The sequence below is a fragment of the Cyanobium sp. NIVA-CYA 375 genome (assembly GCF_056108345.1).
In genome coordinates this window covers 24,536-38,827 of sequence record NZ_JBSYHW010000021.1, presented here as the reverse complement: position 1 = coordinate 38,827, position 14,292 = coordinate 24,536, and the positions used below count along the sequence as shown (strand labels likewise).

At 64.1% G+C, this 14,292-nt stretch carries 20 protein-coding genes; 8 read left to right on the top strand and 12 right to left on the bottom strand.

Going from position 1 to position 14,292, the window contains the following annotated elements; translation table 11 throughout:
• Positions 1-276 precede the first annotated feature (276 nt).
• From AC01FP_RS07625 to AC01FP_RS07610, 4 genes are all read right to left on the bottom strand, one after another.
• Complete coding sequence (locus tag AC01FP_RS07625; RefSeq protein ID WP_474479288.1) at positions 277-1,803, bottom strand: restriction endonuclease subunit S; 1,527 nt, start codon at positions 1,801-1,803, stop codon at positions 277-279.
• Positions 1,804-1,891: 88 nt separating this feature from the next.
• Positions 1,892-2,962, bottom strand: coding sequence for an N-6 DNA methylase (locus tag AC01FP_RS07620; RefSeq protein WP_474479293.1), 1,071 nt, complete (start codon positions 2,960-2,962; stop codon positions 1,892-1,894).
• A gap of 103 nt (positions 2,963-3,065) precedes the next feature.
• The gene (gene tnpC, locus AC01FP_RS07615) at positions 3,066-4,601 is read right to left on the bottom strand and encodes an IS66 family transposase (protein WP_474479286.1); all 1,536 of its coding nucleotides are present in this window, start codon (positions 4,599-4,601) and stop codon (positions 3,066-3,068) included.
• Between the two features lie 45 nt (positions 4,602-4,646).
• Positions 4,647-5,030, bottom strand: a complete 384-nt coding sequence (locus AC01FP_RS07610) for a type I restriction endonuclease (RefSeq protein ID WP_474479284.1) — start codon at positions 5,028-5,030, stop codon at positions 4,647-4,649.
• Between the two features lie 148 nt (positions 5,031-5,178).
• On the opposite strand from AC01FP_RS07610, the gene AC01FP_RS07605 reads away from it, so the two are divergent.
• From AC01FP_RS07605 to AC01FP_RS07585, 5 genes are all read left to right on the top strand, one after another.
• Positions 5,179-5,496, top strand: coding sequence for a translation initiation factor (locus AC01FP_RS07605; protein WP_474479292.1), 318 nt, complete (start codon positions 5,179-5,181; stop codon positions 5,494-5,496).
• An 85-nt stretch (positions 5,497-5,581) separates the two neighbouring features.
• Positions 5,582-5,848: a ribbon-helix-helix domain-containing protein gene (locus AC01FP_RS07600; protein ID WP_474479283.1), complete on the top strand. Its 267-nt coding sequence runs from the start codon at positions 5,582-5,584 to the stop codon at positions 5,846-5,848.
• A 31-nt stretch (positions 5,849-5,879) separates the two neighbouring features.
• A complete protein-coding gene (locus AC01FP_RS07595) occupies positions 5,880-6,125 on the top strand; it encodes a FitA-like ribbon-helix-helix domain-containing protein (RefSeq protein ID WP_474479282.1) in 246 nt (81 codons plus the stop codon).
• Entirely contained in the window at positions 6,122-6,511 is a 390-nt protein-coding gene (locus tag AC01FP_RS07590; protein ID WP_474479281.1) for a type II toxin-antitoxin system VapC family toxin, read from the top strand. The genes AC01FP_RS07595 and AC01FP_RS07590 overlap by 4 nt, the downstream gene beginning before the upstream one ends.
• A gap of 52 nt (positions 6,512-6,563) precedes the next feature.
• Positions 6,564-6,890 (top strand): translation initiation factor, encoded by a 327-nt coding sequence (locus AC01FP_RS07585; protein ID WP_474479280.1) that lies wholly within the window; start codon positions 6,564-6,566, stop codon positions 6,888-6,890.
• A 15-nt stretch (positions 6,891-6,905) separates the two neighbouring features.
• Here AC01FP_RS07585 and AC01FP_RS07580 read toward each other — a convergent pair whose 3' ends face one another.
• Complete coding sequence (locus AC01FP_RS07580; protein WP_474479278.1) at positions 6,906-7,229, bottom strand: nucleotidyltransferase domain-containing protein; 324 nt, start codon at positions 7,227-7,229, stop codon at positions 6,906-6,908.
• A complete protein-coding gene (locus AC01FP_RS07575) occupies positions 7,226-7,639 on the bottom strand; it encodes a nucleotidyltransferase substrate binding protein (RefSeq protein WP_474479277.1) in 414 nt (137 codons plus the stop codon). Before AC01FP_RS07575 ends, AC01FP_RS07580 begins: the two co-directional genes overlap by 4 nt.
• 79 nt (positions 7,640-7,718) lie before the next feature.
• Here AC01FP_RS07575 and cysC point away from each other — a divergent pair, with 79 nt between their 5' ends.
• A complete protein-coding gene (cysC, locus tag AC01FP_RS07570; RefSeq protein WP_474479276.1) occupies positions 7,719-8,378 on the top strand; it encodes an adenylyl-sulfate kinase in 660 nt (219 codons plus the stop codon).
• On the opposite strand, the gene AC01FP_RS07565 is transcribed toward cysC, so the two are convergent.
• Positions 8,359-9,453, bottom strand: coding sequence for an AI-2E family transporter (locus AC01FP_RS07565; protein ID WP_474479275.1), 1,095 nt, complete (start codon positions 9,451-9,453; stop codon positions 8,359-8,361). The two genes, cysC and AC01FP_RS07565, sit on opposite strands and share 20 nt — an antisense overlap.
• Positions 9,453-9,959 carry a 5-(carboxyamino)imidazole ribonucleotide mutase gene (gene purE / locus AC01FP_RS07560; protein ID WP_474479291.1) on the bottom strand — a complete coding sequence of 169 codons (507 nt, stop codon included), beginning with the start codon at positions 9,957-9,959 and terminating at the stop codon, positions 9,453-9,455. Before purE ends, AC01FP_RS07565 begins: the two co-directional genes overlap by 1 nt.
• A 110-nt stretch (positions 9,960-10,069) precedes the next feature.
• On the opposite strand from purE, the gene AC01FP_RS07555 reads away from it, so the two are divergent.
• Positions 10,070-11,227 (top strand): N-acetylglucosamine-6-phosphate deacetylase, encoded by a 1,158-nt coding sequence (locus AC01FP_RS07555; RefSeq protein ID WP_474479274.1) that lies wholly within the window; start codon positions 10,070-10,072, stop codon positions 11,225-11,227.
• Here the strand turns inward: AC01FP_RS07555 and AC01FP_RS07550 are convergent.
• The 3 genes from AC01FP_RS07550 to AC01FP_RS07540 all read right to left on the bottom strand — a co-directional run bounded on the left by AC01FP_RS07550 (position 11,189) and on the right by AC01FP_RS07540 (position 11,874).
• A complete protein-coding gene (locus AC01FP_RS07550) occupies positions 11,189-11,401 on the bottom strand; it encodes a type II toxin-antitoxin system VapC family toxin (protein WP_474479273.1) in 213 nt (70 codons plus the stop codon). The two genes, AC01FP_RS07555 and AC01FP_RS07550, sit on opposite strands and share 39 nt — an antisense overlap.
• Positions 11,402-11,467: 66 nt before the next feature.
• Positions 11,468-11,605 carry a type II toxin-antitoxin system VapC family toxin gene (locus tag AC01FP_RS07545; protein WP_474479272.1) on the bottom strand — a complete coding sequence of 46 codons (138 nt, stop codon included), beginning with the start codon at positions 11,603-11,605 and terminating at the stop codon, positions 11,468-11,470.
• Positions 11,605-11,874 carry a type II toxin-antitoxin system VapB family antitoxin gene (locus AC01FP_RS07540; protein WP_474479270.1) on the bottom strand — a complete coding sequence of 90 codons (270 nt, stop codon included), beginning with the start codon at positions 11,872-11,874 and terminating at the stop codon, positions 11,605-11,607. Before AC01FP_RS07540 ends, AC01FP_RS07545 begins: the two co-directional genes overlap by 1 nt.
• 113 nt (positions 11,875-11,987) lie before the next feature.
• On the opposite strand from AC01FP_RS07540, the gene bchM reads away from it, so the two are divergent.
• Positions 11,988-12,692: a magnesium protoporphyrin IX methyltransferase gene (bchM, locus tag AC01FP_RS07535; RefSeq protein WP_474479269.1), complete on the top strand. Its 705-nt coding sequence runs from the start codon at positions 11,988-11,990 to the stop codon at positions 12,690-12,692.
• Here the strand turns inward: bchM and AC01FP_RS07530 are convergent.
• A complete protein-coding gene (locus AC01FP_RS07530; protein ID WP_474479267.1) occupies positions 12,656-14,287 on the bottom strand; it encodes a DUF6398 domain-containing protein in 1,632 nt (543 codons plus the stop codon). The two genes, bchM and AC01FP_RS07530, sit on opposite strands and share 37 nt — an antisense overlap.
• Between the last annotated feature and the right edge of the window lie 5 nt (positions 14,288-14,292).

The following is a 14,292-nucleotide window of genomic DNA, read 5'->3' as shown; positions in this document are numbered from 1 at the left end:
GTCCGCCGCCGGCTCATTGGCTGCCACCACCAGGCTGGACACGATGCTGTAGGCGAGCTTGAGCAGGTGCGTCTTGCCGCTGCCGTTCTCCCCATGGATCACATTGATGGAGCCGAAGCGGAGTTCGGCCTTGGCAAACACCGTGAAGTCGTGAAGGGTGAGGGCTGTGAGCATCACGAATCTCCAGGGGGAAGGAGCGGGGCCGGCCCGCACTGCGCTGGAACACCTGCGATCCTGACTGACCCAGCCGCGAGAATGAAACAGGCGGAAGTGGACTCAAGCATAAGCAGCATCCAAATTCCTCTCCGGCTCCACCAACGCCTCCGCTAACACCGCCTCCAGCAACGGCCTGCGCTGCCGATCGGCCTGGCTGAGCTGCTGCTCCAGCTGATCGCAGAGGGCCATCAGTTCATCCACCTTGGCGACGATGCGGTGTTGTTCGGCGAGGGGTGGAATCAGAATCGAAGCCGCTTCAACCTGCTTTGATGAAATATGAGGGACACCATTGCTTCGCCCAGGGTCGATCTGCTCATTAAAGTGCGGCGAATTGATCCACAGGAACAGATAGTCGTCATCCAGCCCAAGAGCAATCTCAATAAAACGGCCCACCCTCTGCAGCAAGAGAGCTGGCAAGTCGCACGCATTAACACGTGCCACCTTTGTACCAGTAACAATAAATGGACGGTCTAGCGTCAAGACAATATCTCCCTCCTCAAGACTAAAGCGAGCAAACTCGGAAAACCTCTCCTCTGGTATATGGGCGACATCTTTCCATCGGATTTGTCCATGCCCTACGTTCGCATTGCGAAGAAGTTTAATTCCAGACTTGGCAAACCAACCGCTTTTGAATGCATAGCCATTCTGAAGATTTCGATAATCTCCAATAACTGCTATTTGCCCCATTGAGCCTGCCACCAGCTTCCCGCGCACCGCCAGGTTCATGATCGTCTGGCGCAGCTGCTTGATCTGGGCCGGGGTGGTGGTGAGGGAGGGCAGCACCTGCAGGGCAAAGCTGGCGTCGTTGCGGTAGCTGGCGGGATCTTCGGATGGTTGGTTGAGGCGCTGCAGGGCGGCGGCCACCAGGCGCTCGCGGCCCTGTTCCCGCTGCTGCTGGGTGGCCGCCAGCTGGTCGCAGAGGGCCATCAGTTCGTCCACCTTGGCGACAATGCGGTGTTGTTCTGCTAGGGGAGGGAGGGGGATCAGCAACTTTCTAAGCCCGCCAAGTGGGACCGTCTTTTGGGCTATTCCAGTTGCGATATTTGATACCTGATCATAAACGAGCATGCTATCCATTAAAAGCGCGAGAAACTCAACAGACGCGAATGAAGATGGTCGGAGTATCCCAATATGTCTCTGAACGCAGAAAGGTGTATCCTCCCTGACGATTATAGGGATACCATAAGAACCAACAAGTGCATAAAGAAGGTCGCCCTTTATGGGCCTTCGTTCAATTGAAATTGACTCATAATAAGCCTCAGGAGCAAACCTATCTGGCTCATAATAAATGCTTCGGTCTCGGACGTCACCAATAACAAGAAATGGGATGCCTTCCGGAGATCTTGGAGGTGCCTGATGATCTCCGTCTGTAATTGATCTGAAAATCCTAAAGAGCTGAGTCCATTGCCAGCCTTGGGGCAGTGAGAAGGACGATGCGGTTTCGGATCTTTCCTGAGTCTTATGGGATCTAATATCAAACTGTGATTGATATCTCAAAATTTCGAAAGCTGCCTTCTCCAGCAACTCATCCGCCGGCTCATCCGCCGGCTCATCCTCCGGATCCTGCTCCACCAGCTTCCCGCGCACCGCCAGATCGAGGATGAAGGCCGCAGCCGAGCAATCGCATCTGGGGCCTCACTAATTCGCTCGACATGGGCCAGCAAGCGCTCGGCGTTCATCGCAACAGCGCCTCCGCCAGGATCGCCTTGAGCTTGTCGCGCAGCTCTGCGGCTTTCAGCTCCGCAGCCTGCAGGCTGGCCAGCAGGTCCTCGGGATCGCCGTGGTCTTCGGCCACGGTGTGAGGGTTCTTGAGATCGAGGTTGTAGTTGCGTTCCTTGATCTGATCGATCGGCACCCGCCAGGCCTGCTCGGTTTCGACGCGGCCCTCGCGGTTGGGGCCGCCCCACCAGGCCACGCAGTCGGCAAAATGCTCCTGCTTGATCGGGCGGGTCATCGAATAGGCCTTCTGGCCGTCGGGCACGCGGTGCTCGTAGTACCAGATCTCCTGGGTGGGGGTGCCCTTCTCGAAAAACAAAAGATTGGTGCCGATGCTGGCGTAGGGGCGGAACACCGAATTGGGCAGCCGCACAATCGTGTGCAGGTTGCATTCGGCCAGCAGGCGCTCCTTCAGCCTGGTTTTCACCCCCTCCCCAAACAAGGTGCCATCGGGCAACACGATGGCGGCCCGGCGGCCGGGCTTCAGCAGCCGCATGAACAACGCCAGAAACAGATCGGCGGTTTCGCGGGAACGAAACTGGGCGGGGAAATTATCCTGAATGCCATCCTCTTCCTCTCCGCCAAACGGAGAATTGGTGAGGATCATGTCCACCTGGTCGGAAGGCCCCCAACTGGTGTAGGGCCTGGCCAAGGTGTTGTCGTGCACAACGAAGCTGGGATCCTCGATCCCATGCAGCAGCATGTTGGTGATACAAAGCATGTAGGGCAGCGGCTTCTTCTCGATCAGCCGCAGCGCCGATTGCATCGCCTGTTCATCGGCAATGGTCTTCACATAGCGCTCGCGCATGTGGCGAATCGAGCAGGTGATAAAGCCACCGGTGCCCCCCGATGTATCCAGCAACAGCTCGCCGGGTTTGGGATCGACCCGCTCCACCATGAAGCTCGTCACACCGCGGGGCGTGTAGTACTCACCGGCGTTGCCGGCACTTTGGAGATCGTTGAGCAGCTGCTCGTAGATATCGCCGAAGTGTTTGCGCTCGCTGAAATTATTGAAATCAACGCCGTTGATTTTTGGTAAGCGTTCAGGGGACGGGACTTCCCGCCGCTCAAATGCGCGCCTAATCGCTTATCCCTGAGTGGGCAAAGATGCGGTGCCGCCCTTTCTTCTGCCCTCAGGGTTCCGGCAGCAGTGACGGCATCACCCCACCGCGGTGATGGGCGATCCAGGCCTGCTCGAGGAACTCCCAGACATCCCGCCCCTGTTGCCTAAGGGTGGTGGTGACCGTGAGCAGGCGGCTCCGGCAGATGGCACCGCTGGCTGATTGGACGCCGTGACTGATCTTGCGCTGAATCACCGATTGGCGCAGGGCACGTTCTGCAGCGTTGTTGGTGGGCTCTATTCCCTCGTTCTCCAGGAAAGTCCATAACCCATCTGTCACCTTCTGGAGCTGCTGGCAGGTGCGCACTGTGCTGGCCCAAGGCGTTCGCTCGCCGCGCTGGTAGCCCAGCTCCACCACCTGCTGCAACGTGGTCTCAAATGCCTGGCGAATCGGCCGGCAGCTTTGCTGCAAGGCGGGCCAGTCAATCTTTCCCTCCTTGTAGCGGTGCCAGTGGCCAAACAGCTGCTGCTGCAGGCCCAGCAGCTCCGCTCCGAATTCGGCGCTGGCGCCCGGGCGTTCGGCGATGGCGACCAGATCGCGGATCAGGTGCGCCCAACACAGCTGCCTTTGCATCACCGGCAGGTGGTTGTAGGCCGAGAAGCGATCACTCACGACAATCCCGCCAAAGGCGTTCCCCAGCAGCTCGATGGCGGCGGCCGTCGATCGACTCAGCCCTTGCATAAATACCGTCACCACGGCGGTGACCATGACCCACTGCCAGCCCCGCTTTCCAGTGGGATTGTTGCCCACCGCTTCGCGGAAGACTGCGTCTACGGCATTGCCGGTGGGGGCGCCGGTTTCATCGACGTAGGCCACCGGCTGCTGACGGGCGGCCTCCAGCGCCTGGGCCATCGGTTCCGCCAACGCTGCACTCAGGCGCTGGCGGAACCGTGCGATTGCCCCACGGCTCATCTCCACTCCCACCAGCTGCTGGAGCAGGGTCTGGGTCTTGCTGAAACTCAACGGAAAGGCACTGCCCAGCAGGCCCACCAGGGCACTGAGCCTTGGGCCGTAGTGACTGGCTTCTACATCAGCCGGCAGCGTTGCGCAGGTGCTGGTGGAACAGCAGGGGCACACCAGACGATGAAGGCGATGCTCGATCACTAGCGGTGTGATCGGCGGGATCTCGATCACCTGATGGCGCAAGGGTTGTGGATCAATACCGTCCAGCAGCTGACCGCAACGGCGGCAGGCATCAAGGTGGTGATCCACCACCTCATCCACCCGCTCAATCGGCAGCAGCTCTGGTCCGGATCCGGGATGGCCCTGCTGGCCGCCCCGCTTGCGGCCACTGCCCTTGCGCCGCTCTGGCGGCTTAAACCCAAGCCCGTCACTGGAGGGAGGTTTGGAGGAATTGCGAGAGCTGCGTCCGATCCGCTCCCGCAGGTTTGCCAACTCTGTGGCCAGGCCGGTGAGTTGGCAGCGGAGCTCATCGTTCTCCTGCCTGAGAGCCTGAATCTCCTGCTGCTGAGTGAGGATCAGCGTTCTGACGCTGGCTGAAGTTGCAAGCCAGTCCGCTTCTGGAATCCCGTCAGGAGGTGTACTCATCACAGGTAGTCTCTGCCTGTGATGCAACCGGGAATCAAGCTGCCGTCAAGAGTTCAGCAGGGTCGATGTTCGCCGCGAGCTGTCACGCCCCCTGAACGGATACTGAAAAACAAAGCCATCGCCGTTGGAGGCGAACACGAACGGAGTGTTCAGGATCTCGGCATAGGCCGGGGCCTGTTGTAGGCCGTCGCCGATGGCATGGGTGTTGTCCTTCGCCTCAATTACGGCCAGCGGCACACCCTCGTACACCAGCAGGTAGTCGGCTCGCTTGCGCCGGCCCCGGCTCACCAGACGCCCGCGCACGATGATCCGGCCATCGGTGAATGAATACTCCCGCCGCATCCGCTCCAACAGCCCGCCCGCCCGCTGCAACGCAGGCGTGATGCAGCGATCGCAGATCTCGGTTTCGCTAAGGGCGCGTTTGTTCATCACCCAGGTAGCTTTGGACCCGGTGTGATTCTGCAGCGTTTACGCCGCGCTGGCTCAAGAAACTCCTGCCATGGCTATAGAGAGCAGCGCGGCCTGCCGGAGACTCTCAGCAGCGTCCCGGCTGAATCACCTCAGCGGAGAGAAGGGCATGCCCAACAAGGCCGGCTGGCAGGAATTCAGCAGGCCTGAAAGCACGGCCCGCCAGGCGTCAGCCACAGCGAGCACCCCGAAGGACCAACAGCGGGTGCGGGTGCAACGCACCAAGGCCGGCAAAGGGGGAAAACTGGTGACTGCGATCACAGGCCTTGAGGCGCCAGAAGCCGAGCTGAAAACGCTGCTCAAACAGCTCAAGGCCATTGCCGGCACAGGCGGCACCGTCAAAGACGGCGTGATCGAGCTGCAGGGAGACCAAGTGACCCCAGACCTCGAAAAGGCCGGCTATCTCCCCAAGCAGGCGGGGGGCTGAGCACTCAGGCCCAAGCCCTCGCAACCCATCCATCATGACGCGCCTTTTGCAAAGCATCATGGTGCGTATGGCTGAAAGGTGATTCGTGCGCACCACGCTGACCCTGGACGACGATCTCGCCGCTGAGCTGAATCGCACCGCTCGTTTATCAGGGCGAAGCTTCAAAGAGGTGATGAATGCCGTGATCCGCCAAGGGCTGTCGGCTGGAGCTCAGCCCTCTGCAGCAGAGCATCGCCCGTTTGCGGTATCAGATCGTGAAAGCCTAAGAAGCCAGCGGCCGGCAGCAGCGCTTCCAGCACACAAGCATTGCCACCAAGCTCCCAAACGAGTGAACACCAGAATGGTTCCATAATGGTTGGGCTGCCGTGCAAACACTGGCTGCCATGGCCAAAACCATCACGCTCAAAAACCTGCCCGACGAGCTCCATGCCCGGCTCGCCGCGGCGGCCAAGCGGCACCGGCGCAGCCTCAACAATGAGGCGATCGTTTGCCTGGAGGCCGGGCTGGGCAACGATGCCGTGGCCGTCGAACAGCAGCTGGCTGAGATCCAGGCCCTGCGCAACAGCCTGGCTCCGCACAGCTTTGATCCGGCCGAGATCGATGCGTTCAAGCGCGAGGGTCGGACTTGATTGTTGTCGACACCAACGTGCTGGCCTATCTGCTGCTGCCAGGGCCCAAAACAAAGCTGGCAGAAGCTCTGTTGCTCGATCAACCCCGCTGGGCAGCACCGCCGCTCTGGCGCAGTGAGTGGCGCAATGTGCTCTCCACCTACCTGCGGCGTAACCTGCTACAGCTCCCGCAGGCCGTGGCGCTGATGCACCGCGCAGAGGTGCTGCTGGCTGGTCAGGACGAACCGGTGGCCTCCGATCAGGTTTTGCAGCTGGCTAATCGCAGCCGCTGCAGTGCCTACGACTGCGAGTTTGTGGCTGCTGCACAGCAGCTGGGGGTGCCGCTGGTCACGGAAGACCGCGCTGTTCTTGTTGCATTCCCGGAGGTGGCGAGACCCCTGGAGTAGGGGCTGGAGCGGGCACGGGCATCGCGCCGAAACCATCCAGTAAGTTCGCCCCATGGCCAAGGGCGTCTGGCAGGAATTCAGCAGTGCGGCGAGCCTGGAGCGCGGCAGCGTCCCGGCGGCGGACCCCACCCCCAGGGTCCAGCAGCGGGTGCGGGTGCAGCGCACCAAAGCGGGCAAGGGCGGCAAGCTCGTGACCGCCATCACCGGCCTGGAGGCCCCCGAGGCCGAGCTCAAGGCTTTGCTCAAGCAGCTCAAGGCCACCTGCGGTACCGGCGGCACACTCAAAGAGGGTGTGATTGAACTGCAGGGAGACCAGGTGGCCGTGGCCCTGGGGGCGCTGGAAAAGGCGGGGTATCGCCCCAAGCAGGCGGGGGGCTGAACACAAGGGCCATGGTCAGACCAACCGGCGCCCCACCCGGCTGACATGGGCCCGCAGGTCGGCGGGTAGCTCCACCATCAGCGAGAGGTCGACGCTCCAGGGCAACATCAGTGAATCGATGGCCTCCATCAGGTCGAGGCGATCGGGATGGCTGAGTTGGCGACCCACCAAGGTGAGATCAACGTCGGATCCAGGGCGATGGCGCCCCATCGCCCGCGACCCAAATAGCCACACCTCCTCCACCCGGGGGCAGCTGCGCAGGGTGCCAAGCAACGCCTCGGAGGCGGCGGGCGAGAGACCGGGAATCACGGCAGCCCCAGGGCGAGGGGAGGAACTCATGGCCGATCCGCCAGCCGTTGTAACAGGCGGGCACGCAAGCGCTGGAAACAGCCCAGATAAGGCTCCGCTACCTGGGCGGCGATCTGCTCAGCCGTGACCCGGTTGTAGGTGTGGCTGGTGAGATTGCGGTCCTGGATCATCCGCATCCAGGCCTCTCCATCGTCGATCAGGCCTCGGCTGAACGCCAGGCGCAGGGTGTCGCGGGAGCCGAGCAGATCGGCATTGCCCTCAGCCAGAAGCAGATCACGCAGGGTGCTCCAGCCGAGCTCAAAGCAATATTCAAAAGCCTTGATCAGGCCCTGCTGCTCCCGTTCGTTGAGAGCAGGAGGCTCAAAGAAACTCTCCAACTGATCCAGGGCCGCCTGGAAATTGGCAAACCGCTGCTGCCAGCGCACATCTGCATCTGCCACTCCCTTCCGCCAGCAACCTCAAGCCATTCTGCCGCCGGCAGCCACAATGGCCGTCTGACCGCGCCTGCACCCTGCACCGATGACCGCCGCCGCCTCCAACCCCGCCTACGGCGCACTCACCAACCGGGGAGCCTCCACCAACATCGCCTGGCACCACACATCAGTGGATCGGGCTGCCCGGGCCGACCAGCGGGGCCACCGCAGCGCCATCCTCTGGTTCACGGGGCTGAGCGGCTCGGGCAAGAGCACCCTGGCCAATGCCGTGAACTCCGCCTTGTTTGAGCGCGGCCTGGCCTGCTACGTGCTGGATGGCGACAACATCCGCCACGGCCTCTGCAAGGACCTGGGCTTCTCCGACGCCGCCCGCGAGGAGAACATCCGCCGCATCGGCGAGGTGAGCAAGCTGTTTCTCGATGCGGGCGTGGTGGTGCTGACCGCGTTCGTGTCGCCGTTCAAGGCCGACCGCGACAAAGCCCGGGCCCTGGTGGACGCCGATGACTTCATCGAGATCCATTGCGCCGCCGATCTGGAGGTGTGCGAAGGGCGGGACACCAAGGGCCTTTACGCCAAGGCTCGAGCCGGCGAAATCAAGGAGTTCACGGGAATCTCCAGCCCCTATGAGGCCCCGGAAAACCCGGAGCTGCGGGTGGACACGGGTAGCCAGAGCCTGGAGGATTCGGTGGCCCAGGTGCTGACCTATCTGGAGGCTCAGGGAATCATCACGGCGCCGGCGAACTGAGCTGGCCTGGACTGCGCTCAGCTGCCCGCAACTGCTCGCCCCAAGCATCGAGAAAGGTTTTGGCGCAGCTGGCAACCGGCACCGCCAGCAGCAAACCCAGCAAGTCGCCAAGCCCCAGCAGGCTGCCCAGCCGGGCCCCCACCGGCAGGCTGATCAGCAGCCAGGCAGGTTGCAGTCCCACAATCCGGCCCATCAGGCGGGGCTGGATCACCTGATCCACCACCTGGCCGACGCTGATGGCCGCGGCCAGCACCTCCAGGCCGGTGCGGGGATCATCGAGGGCAAGCAGCAAGCTCACCAGCAGGATTGTCAGGGCACTGGCGTAGGGCACCAGGGTGGTGAAGCCAATCGCCACCGCAAACAGCACTCCATAGGGAATGCCCAGCAGGGTGAACACAACGATCTGGGCAACGCTGAGGATCAGGGCTAGCAACACCTGGCCGGCGAAGTAGCCGCGGAAGGTGCGGTTCAAGGTAGCCATCACCAACTGGCGCACCCGCGGCGGCAGCCATTGGGCAAGGCCGACACTGATGCCCTCACCACCCAGCAGCAGGAACACCGCCAGCACCAGCACGATCACGGTGTTCACCGTGAGGCCGACGGTGGCCCCGAGCAACCCGAGCAACTGCTGACTGACCTGGCGGGCCAGCTGGCTGGTGCGGGTGAGCAGTTCGCTGCTGAGGTCGCCGAAATCTGTGGGTAGACCGCGGGTGCCAGCCCAGGCCTGCAACTGCTGCAGCAGCGTTTCGCCCTGGGCCAACCAACCGGGCAAGGCCGTGATCAACTCAGCCAACTGCTCAATCAGCCGCGGCACCAGCCAGACGGCCGCCAAAGCGAGCAGGCCAAAGCTGAGACCCACTACCAGCGCATAGGCCAGCCAGCGCGGCAGGCCGCGGCCCATCAACCAGCGACTGGGCAAATCGAGCAGGAAGGCAATCAGCGCCGCTCCCATAAACAGGGCCGGGAAAGGGGCAAGGGGCAGCAGCAGTTGGCGCAGCACCCAAAGGTTGAGCACCAGCAAAGGCAGGGCCAGGCCGGCCTTGAGCCAGGGGGGCAGAACGAGCCGTTCCAGCATCAGCCCATCTGCTCTAGATAAGCCCGGCTGCCCAGCTGCTGCAGCCGGGCGTCCTTAGCCGTTACTTGGCCGTGCAACCCATCGCGGTAGTCCGAGATCTTCTGGGCGAGGCGGGGATCGGCGGTGGCGAGGATCTGGGCCGCCAGCAGGCCGGCGTTGAGGCCGCCGCCGATCGCCACGGTGGCCACCGGGATGCCAGCGGGCATCTGCACGATCGAATGGAGCGAATCCACACCCGATAGGGCCCGGCTTTGCACCGGCACGCCGATCACCGGCAGGGTGGTGAGGGAGGCCAGCATCCCCGGCAAGTGGGCCGCCCCGCCGGCACCGGCGATGATCACCTTGAAGCCCCGCTCGCGGGCCGTCTGGGCAAAATCGACCATCTCCAGGGGAGTGCGATGGGCTGAGAGCACCCGCACCTCTACCGCCACTCCAAACTGCTCCAGCACCTGCACCGCCGGCTGCATCGTGGGCAGGTCGGAGTCGCTACCCATCACCACGGCCACCCGCGGGGCGGCTGCAGTCCGCGTTGTGTCAAAGGAGGAGAGCGCAACCACGCCACCGCAGGCAGAGAATGGCATTGTCCCTTCTGGCTGCTCCGGCGCCACTCCTGCCCATGCGCTGGCTCAGCAATGTGCGCCTGCCCCAGGCCAAACGCTGCAGCCACGGCGGCCAGCAGCGCTGGCGCATCGGCCTCGACGCCGACGACCTGATCAGCGTGGTAGAGCCCCTGGCCGCCGGCAGCAGCGCCGCCGGTGACGACTGGGGCGGCGACTGGCTCAGCCCGGCCGGGGTGGATCTGCAGATCAACGGCGGCCTGGGCCTGGCCTTTCCTGAACTCACGCCGGCCGATCTTCCGCAACTGGAGAAGCTGCTGGAGCTGCTCTGGCGCGACGGCGTCGAAGCCATCTGCCCCACCCTGGTGACCTGCGGCGTGGCGCCGCTGCGCCAGGCCATGGCCGTGCTGGCCGAGGCGCGGGCAGCCCACCGCCCGGGCCGCTGCCAGCTGCTGGGCGCCCACCTGGAGGGCCCCTTCCTGGAGCCAACGCGGCGCGGCGCCCATCCTGCCCAGCACCTGGCCGCACCGAGCCTGGCGGCCCTGGCCGAGCGGATCGAAGGCTTCGAAGACGACATCGACCTGATGACCCTGGCCCCGGAACTGGCCGGGGCCGGCGCCGTGGTCACCGCATTGGCCGAGCGGGGAATCGTGGTGAGCCTGGGCCACAGCGCGGCCACGGAAGCCCAGAGCCACGCCGCCTTCGCTGCCGGCGTGAGCATGCTCACCCACGCGTTTAACGCCATGCCGGACATGCACCGGCGCGCGCCAGGGCCGGTGGCGGCTGCCGCCCTGCGGGGGGACGTAGCCATCGGCCTGATCGCCGATGGGGTGCACGTGGAGCCCACGATGGCGGTGCTGCTGCAGCGGCTAGCTCCAGAGCAGGTGGTGCTGGTGAGCGATGCCCTTGCCCCCTACGGCCTCGGCGAAGGCCAGCACCGCTGGGATGAGCGCCTGCTGATCGTGGCCGACGGCAGCTGCCGGCTGGAAGATGGCACCCTGGCCGGCGTCACCCTGCCCCTACTTGAAGGGGTGCGGCGCCTGGCCAGCTGGGGCGTGCGACCCGAGCAGGCGATCGCCGCAGCCACGATCACGCCCCGGCGGGTGCTGGGGGAAGACCGCAGCCTGCCCCAAATGCTTGTAAGTACCCCCCTGGTGGAGACCCTGCGCTGGAGCGCGTCAGCCAACGCGCTCAGCTGGCGGCGGGTTCCAGGCTGACTCCAGATCGGTATGACTGAAATCGTTGCCCTTAAACAGCAAAGGAACGCCAGCCCCCTTGGCCAGGGCATAGGAGAAGCAATCGCCGAAATTCAAGCCAGCACGATGCCGGCCTTTGCCGTAGCGGCCGAAGGCACTGCGGGCGAGCTCGGCCTGATCGCGATCAACAGCCACGATGTTGATCTGAGCCGTGCTGAGGAACAGATCCAGATCGCGCTGGCCGTCAGGGCCTAAGCGAGCTTACAGCACGATGGAGAGCTCCACAAGGGTCGCCGCCGAGAGCATGCAACTCTCGGCGGCGGCAATCACGGTGTTGAAAGCACCACGCTCGGGCTCGTCCTGGAGGATTGCCAGCACGGCAGTGGTGTCAATCACCATCAGGAGGGCAGGCCACGGGCGTCGTAGCCAAGAATCTGCTCTGCCGTGCGCTGGTCGCGCATCGGCCTGGCAGCACAGCTCAGGGCGATCTGATCAAGACGACTGGCGAGGAGCTTCTGGGCGTCAGGACGGGTCGTCTGCTGGCGGCGTAGCCGCTGCAGACGTTCCTCGAGGGCCAGGATCACGGCGACGGTCTTGCTTTCTCCAGCGAGAGCAGCCACCTCCGCTGCAAGCCTGCTTGCCTCTGGATTGCGAATGTTCAGCGCCATGGCCAGGGCGTGTAGACAGCGCAACTCCAGTGTAGACACGTCCCGAGATCATGGGCGCTCGCTGGAGCGGCTCCCTAGGATCCAGCCCACCCTTAGGCCCTGTGCCGCGCTCGATGCCTACCGCCGCCGAAACAGCAGCCGAAAAAGCCGAGGTGAAGGGCTACTTCGAAACCACTGGCTTCGAGCGCTGGAACCGCATCTACAGCACCTCCGGCGACGTCAACAAGGTGCAGCGCAACATCCGCATCGGCCACCAAAAAACAGTGGACAACGTGCTGGTCTGGCTGCAGGAGCAGGGCAATCTGGAGCAGCGCAGCTTCTGCGATGCCGGCTGCGGCGTCGGCAGCCTGACGCTGCCTTTGGCCCAGCTGGGTGCGGGCTCAATCGCCGCCTCCGACCTCTCCGGGGCGATGGTGCAAGAGGCCGAGCGCCGCGCTGGTGAGCTGGGCGTCAAGCCCGGCCAGATCAGCTTCCTGGCCTCCGATCTCGAAAGCCTCGAAGGTCGCTACGACACGGTGATCTGCCTGGATGTGTTTATCCACTACCCCCAGGCCCCGGCCGAAGAGATGGTGCGCCACCTGGCGGCGATGGCGGAGCGGCACCTGATCGTGAGCTTTGCCCCCTACACGCCGCTGCTGGCCCTGCTCAAGGGGATCGGCCAGCTGTTCCCAGGCCCCAGCAAGACCACCCGGGCCTACACCCTGCGGGAGGACGGCATTGTGGCGGCCGCCGCCGCGGCTGGCTTTAAGCCCGTGCGCCGCAGCCTCAACCAGGCCCCCTTCTACTTCTCGCGCCTGATCGCCTTCGAGCGGGGCTGAGCCCGCAGGGCAGGCACGTAGGGGATCAACCCCCTGGCGCAGGCCTCAAGCTGGATCTCCAGGGGCAGCTGGCGCACGTCGCGGATGAAGCCATCCACCTCCACCATCCAGACCATGGGAGAGTCGTCCAGCTGGCTGGGCAGGGTCCAGTCGGGAGTGAAGGGAGCGATGCGCAGCAGATCGCGCACTTTCTTTGAGTGGCCCTGGCCGGTGCCGGCGGAGACACCGAAATGGTCATAGATCTCACTGGCGCTGCAATGGGGCGTCTGGCTCCTGTCAAACAGGAAATTGGCGCTGCCGATGGCATGCACCACTCCGGCACACCAGGAGGGTTCCCGACCGCCCAGGAGCGGTGAGGGCCGCTTGCGGGCCAGGGCCGCCACCGCCGTGTGGATCAGCTGGCGGTATTCATCGTTGAGATGGCTGGCGCAGAAGCCATCGATCGACGCCAGCAAGCTGGTGACCTTGAGCTGCAACGCCGCCGGCACCTTCAGCGAGCGCGGGGGCGGCTCAGCGAACCTGGCAAGGTCAGCCGCCAGCTGTGGGTCTGGTGACTGGATGGCTTCAGCCACAACACCGATCGTCACCGGCACCTCCATCGGGCCGACGGGCACCCGGAAGCGGCGGCGGCGCCCATTGGGCCCAGCCCAGCAGCGGGCCAGATCGGGCTCCGAATCGAGCCAGATCGTCAGTGCACCTGCCACCGCCTCCAACTGAGCCAGATCGGCCCGGGAGGGCGGCTCCAGCCCCAGATTGGGCTGCACCAGCATCACGGTGGGGTAGGCGTCTCCCTTGGCCACGGGCCAGCGATAGCGCCGGATTTCTTCTAGGAGAGCAGGGGGCATGTGCCGCTTCGACTCGAAGTTGATGGCCCGGTGGGGCGGGGCCCTATCCATAACCTCCAGCCCCTCGGACACGGAGCGTTCCGCCAGCTCCACATAGCGGTCGTAATCCGCCACCGATTGGAACAGGATCACACCGTAATTCTCGCGATTCTGACCAATCACGCAGCCGGCCCAGCCTTTGATGCGCAGGGCCGCGCAACTGAGCGTGAACAGATGGCCATCGCTGGGCACCTGCTCCCAGGGCCGCCGTTCATAGAGGGCCGCCGCGGCCTTGAAGAAGCTGGCGACCGCCTCGGCAGTGACATCGGCGCCGAGGTAGGTCGCCAGGCCTTGCTGACCAGGCTGATCGCCATCAGCAGCGATGTGGTTCCGCAGGCTGCTGGTGACGTGATCGAGATGGGGCGTATCCCCCCGGGTGACCATCACCCCCGGCAACAGGGGCGGCACCAGCTTCAGCAACCGGGAGCTGCCAACCACCACCCTGCGGGGCCTGCCCGGTAGGCAGGGCGCCTGGGGCTCCTCGATCGCCATTTCGATCGCCGGCTCCAGAGCTTCAAGGGGCCGATCCGGATGGCCGATGGCGGAGCCGCGCACGCGACCACTGCTCTCAACCACCATGGCGAGCAAGGGGCGCACCGGCTGGCCGTCATCCCCCGGCACGGTGGCGGGCATGGCCGTCAAACCGATCTCCCAGAAATCGGCTCCGGAAGGCTGAGCAAACCCACTGGGACGATGGCGAGCTCGGGCCATGGACG

Bases quoted from the DNA above. Each gene is read 5' to 3' on its own strand.
- tnpC (WP_474479286.1), bottom strand. From the start codon at position 4,601: ATGAGTACACCTCCTGACGGGATTCCAGAAGCGGACTGGCTTGCAACT.
- AC01FP_RS07610 (WP_474479284.1), bottom strand. From the start codon at position 5,030: ATGAACAAACGCGCCCTTAGCGAAACCGAGATCTGCGATCGCTGCATC.
- AC01FP_RS07605 (WP_474479292.1), top strand. From the start codon at position 5,179: ATGCCCAACAAGGCCGGCTGGCAGGAATTCAGCAGGCCTGAAAGCACG.
- AC01FP_RS07595 (WP_474479282.1), top strand. From the start codon at position 5,880: ATGGCCAAAACCATCACGCTCAAAAACCTGCCCGACGAGCTCCATGCC.
- AC01FP_RS07585 (WP_474479280.1), top strand. From the start codon at position 6,564: ATGGCCAAGGGCGTCTGGCAGGAATTCAGCAGTGCGGCGAGCCTGGAG.
- AC01FP_RS07580 (WP_474479278.1), bottom strand. From the start codon at position 7,229: ATGAGTTCCTCCCCTCGCCCTGGGGCTGCCGTGATTCCCGGTCTCTCG.
- cysC (WP_474479276.1), top strand. From the start codon at position 7,719: ATGACCGCCGCCGCCTCCAACCCCGCCTACGGCGCACTCACCAACCGG.
- AC01FP_RS07565 (WP_474479275.1), bottom strand. From the start codon at position 9,453: ATGCTGGAACGGCTCGTTCTGCCCCCCTGGCTCAAGGCCGGCCTGGCC.
- AC01FP_RS07555 (WP_474479274.1), top strand. From the start codon at position 10,070: ATGCGCTGGCTCAGCAATGTGCGCCTGCCCCAGGCCAAACGCTGCAGC.
- AC01FP_RS07545 (WP_474479272.1), bottom strand. From the start codon at position 11,605: ATGGTGATTGACACCACTGCCGTGCTGGCAATCCTCCAGGACGAGCCC.
- AC01FP_RS07540 (WP_474479270.1), bottom strand. From the start codon at position 11,874: ATGGCGCTGAACATTCGCAATCCAGAGGCAAGCAGGCTTGCAGCGGAG.
- bchM (WP_474479269.1), top strand. From the start codon at position 11,988: ATGCCTACCGCCGCCGAAACAGCAGCCGAAAAAGCCGAGGTGAAGGGC.
- AC01FP_RS07530 (WP_474479267.1), bottom strand. From the start codon at position 14,287: ATGGCCCGAGCTCGCCATCGTCCCAGTGGGTTTGCTCAGCCTTCCGGA.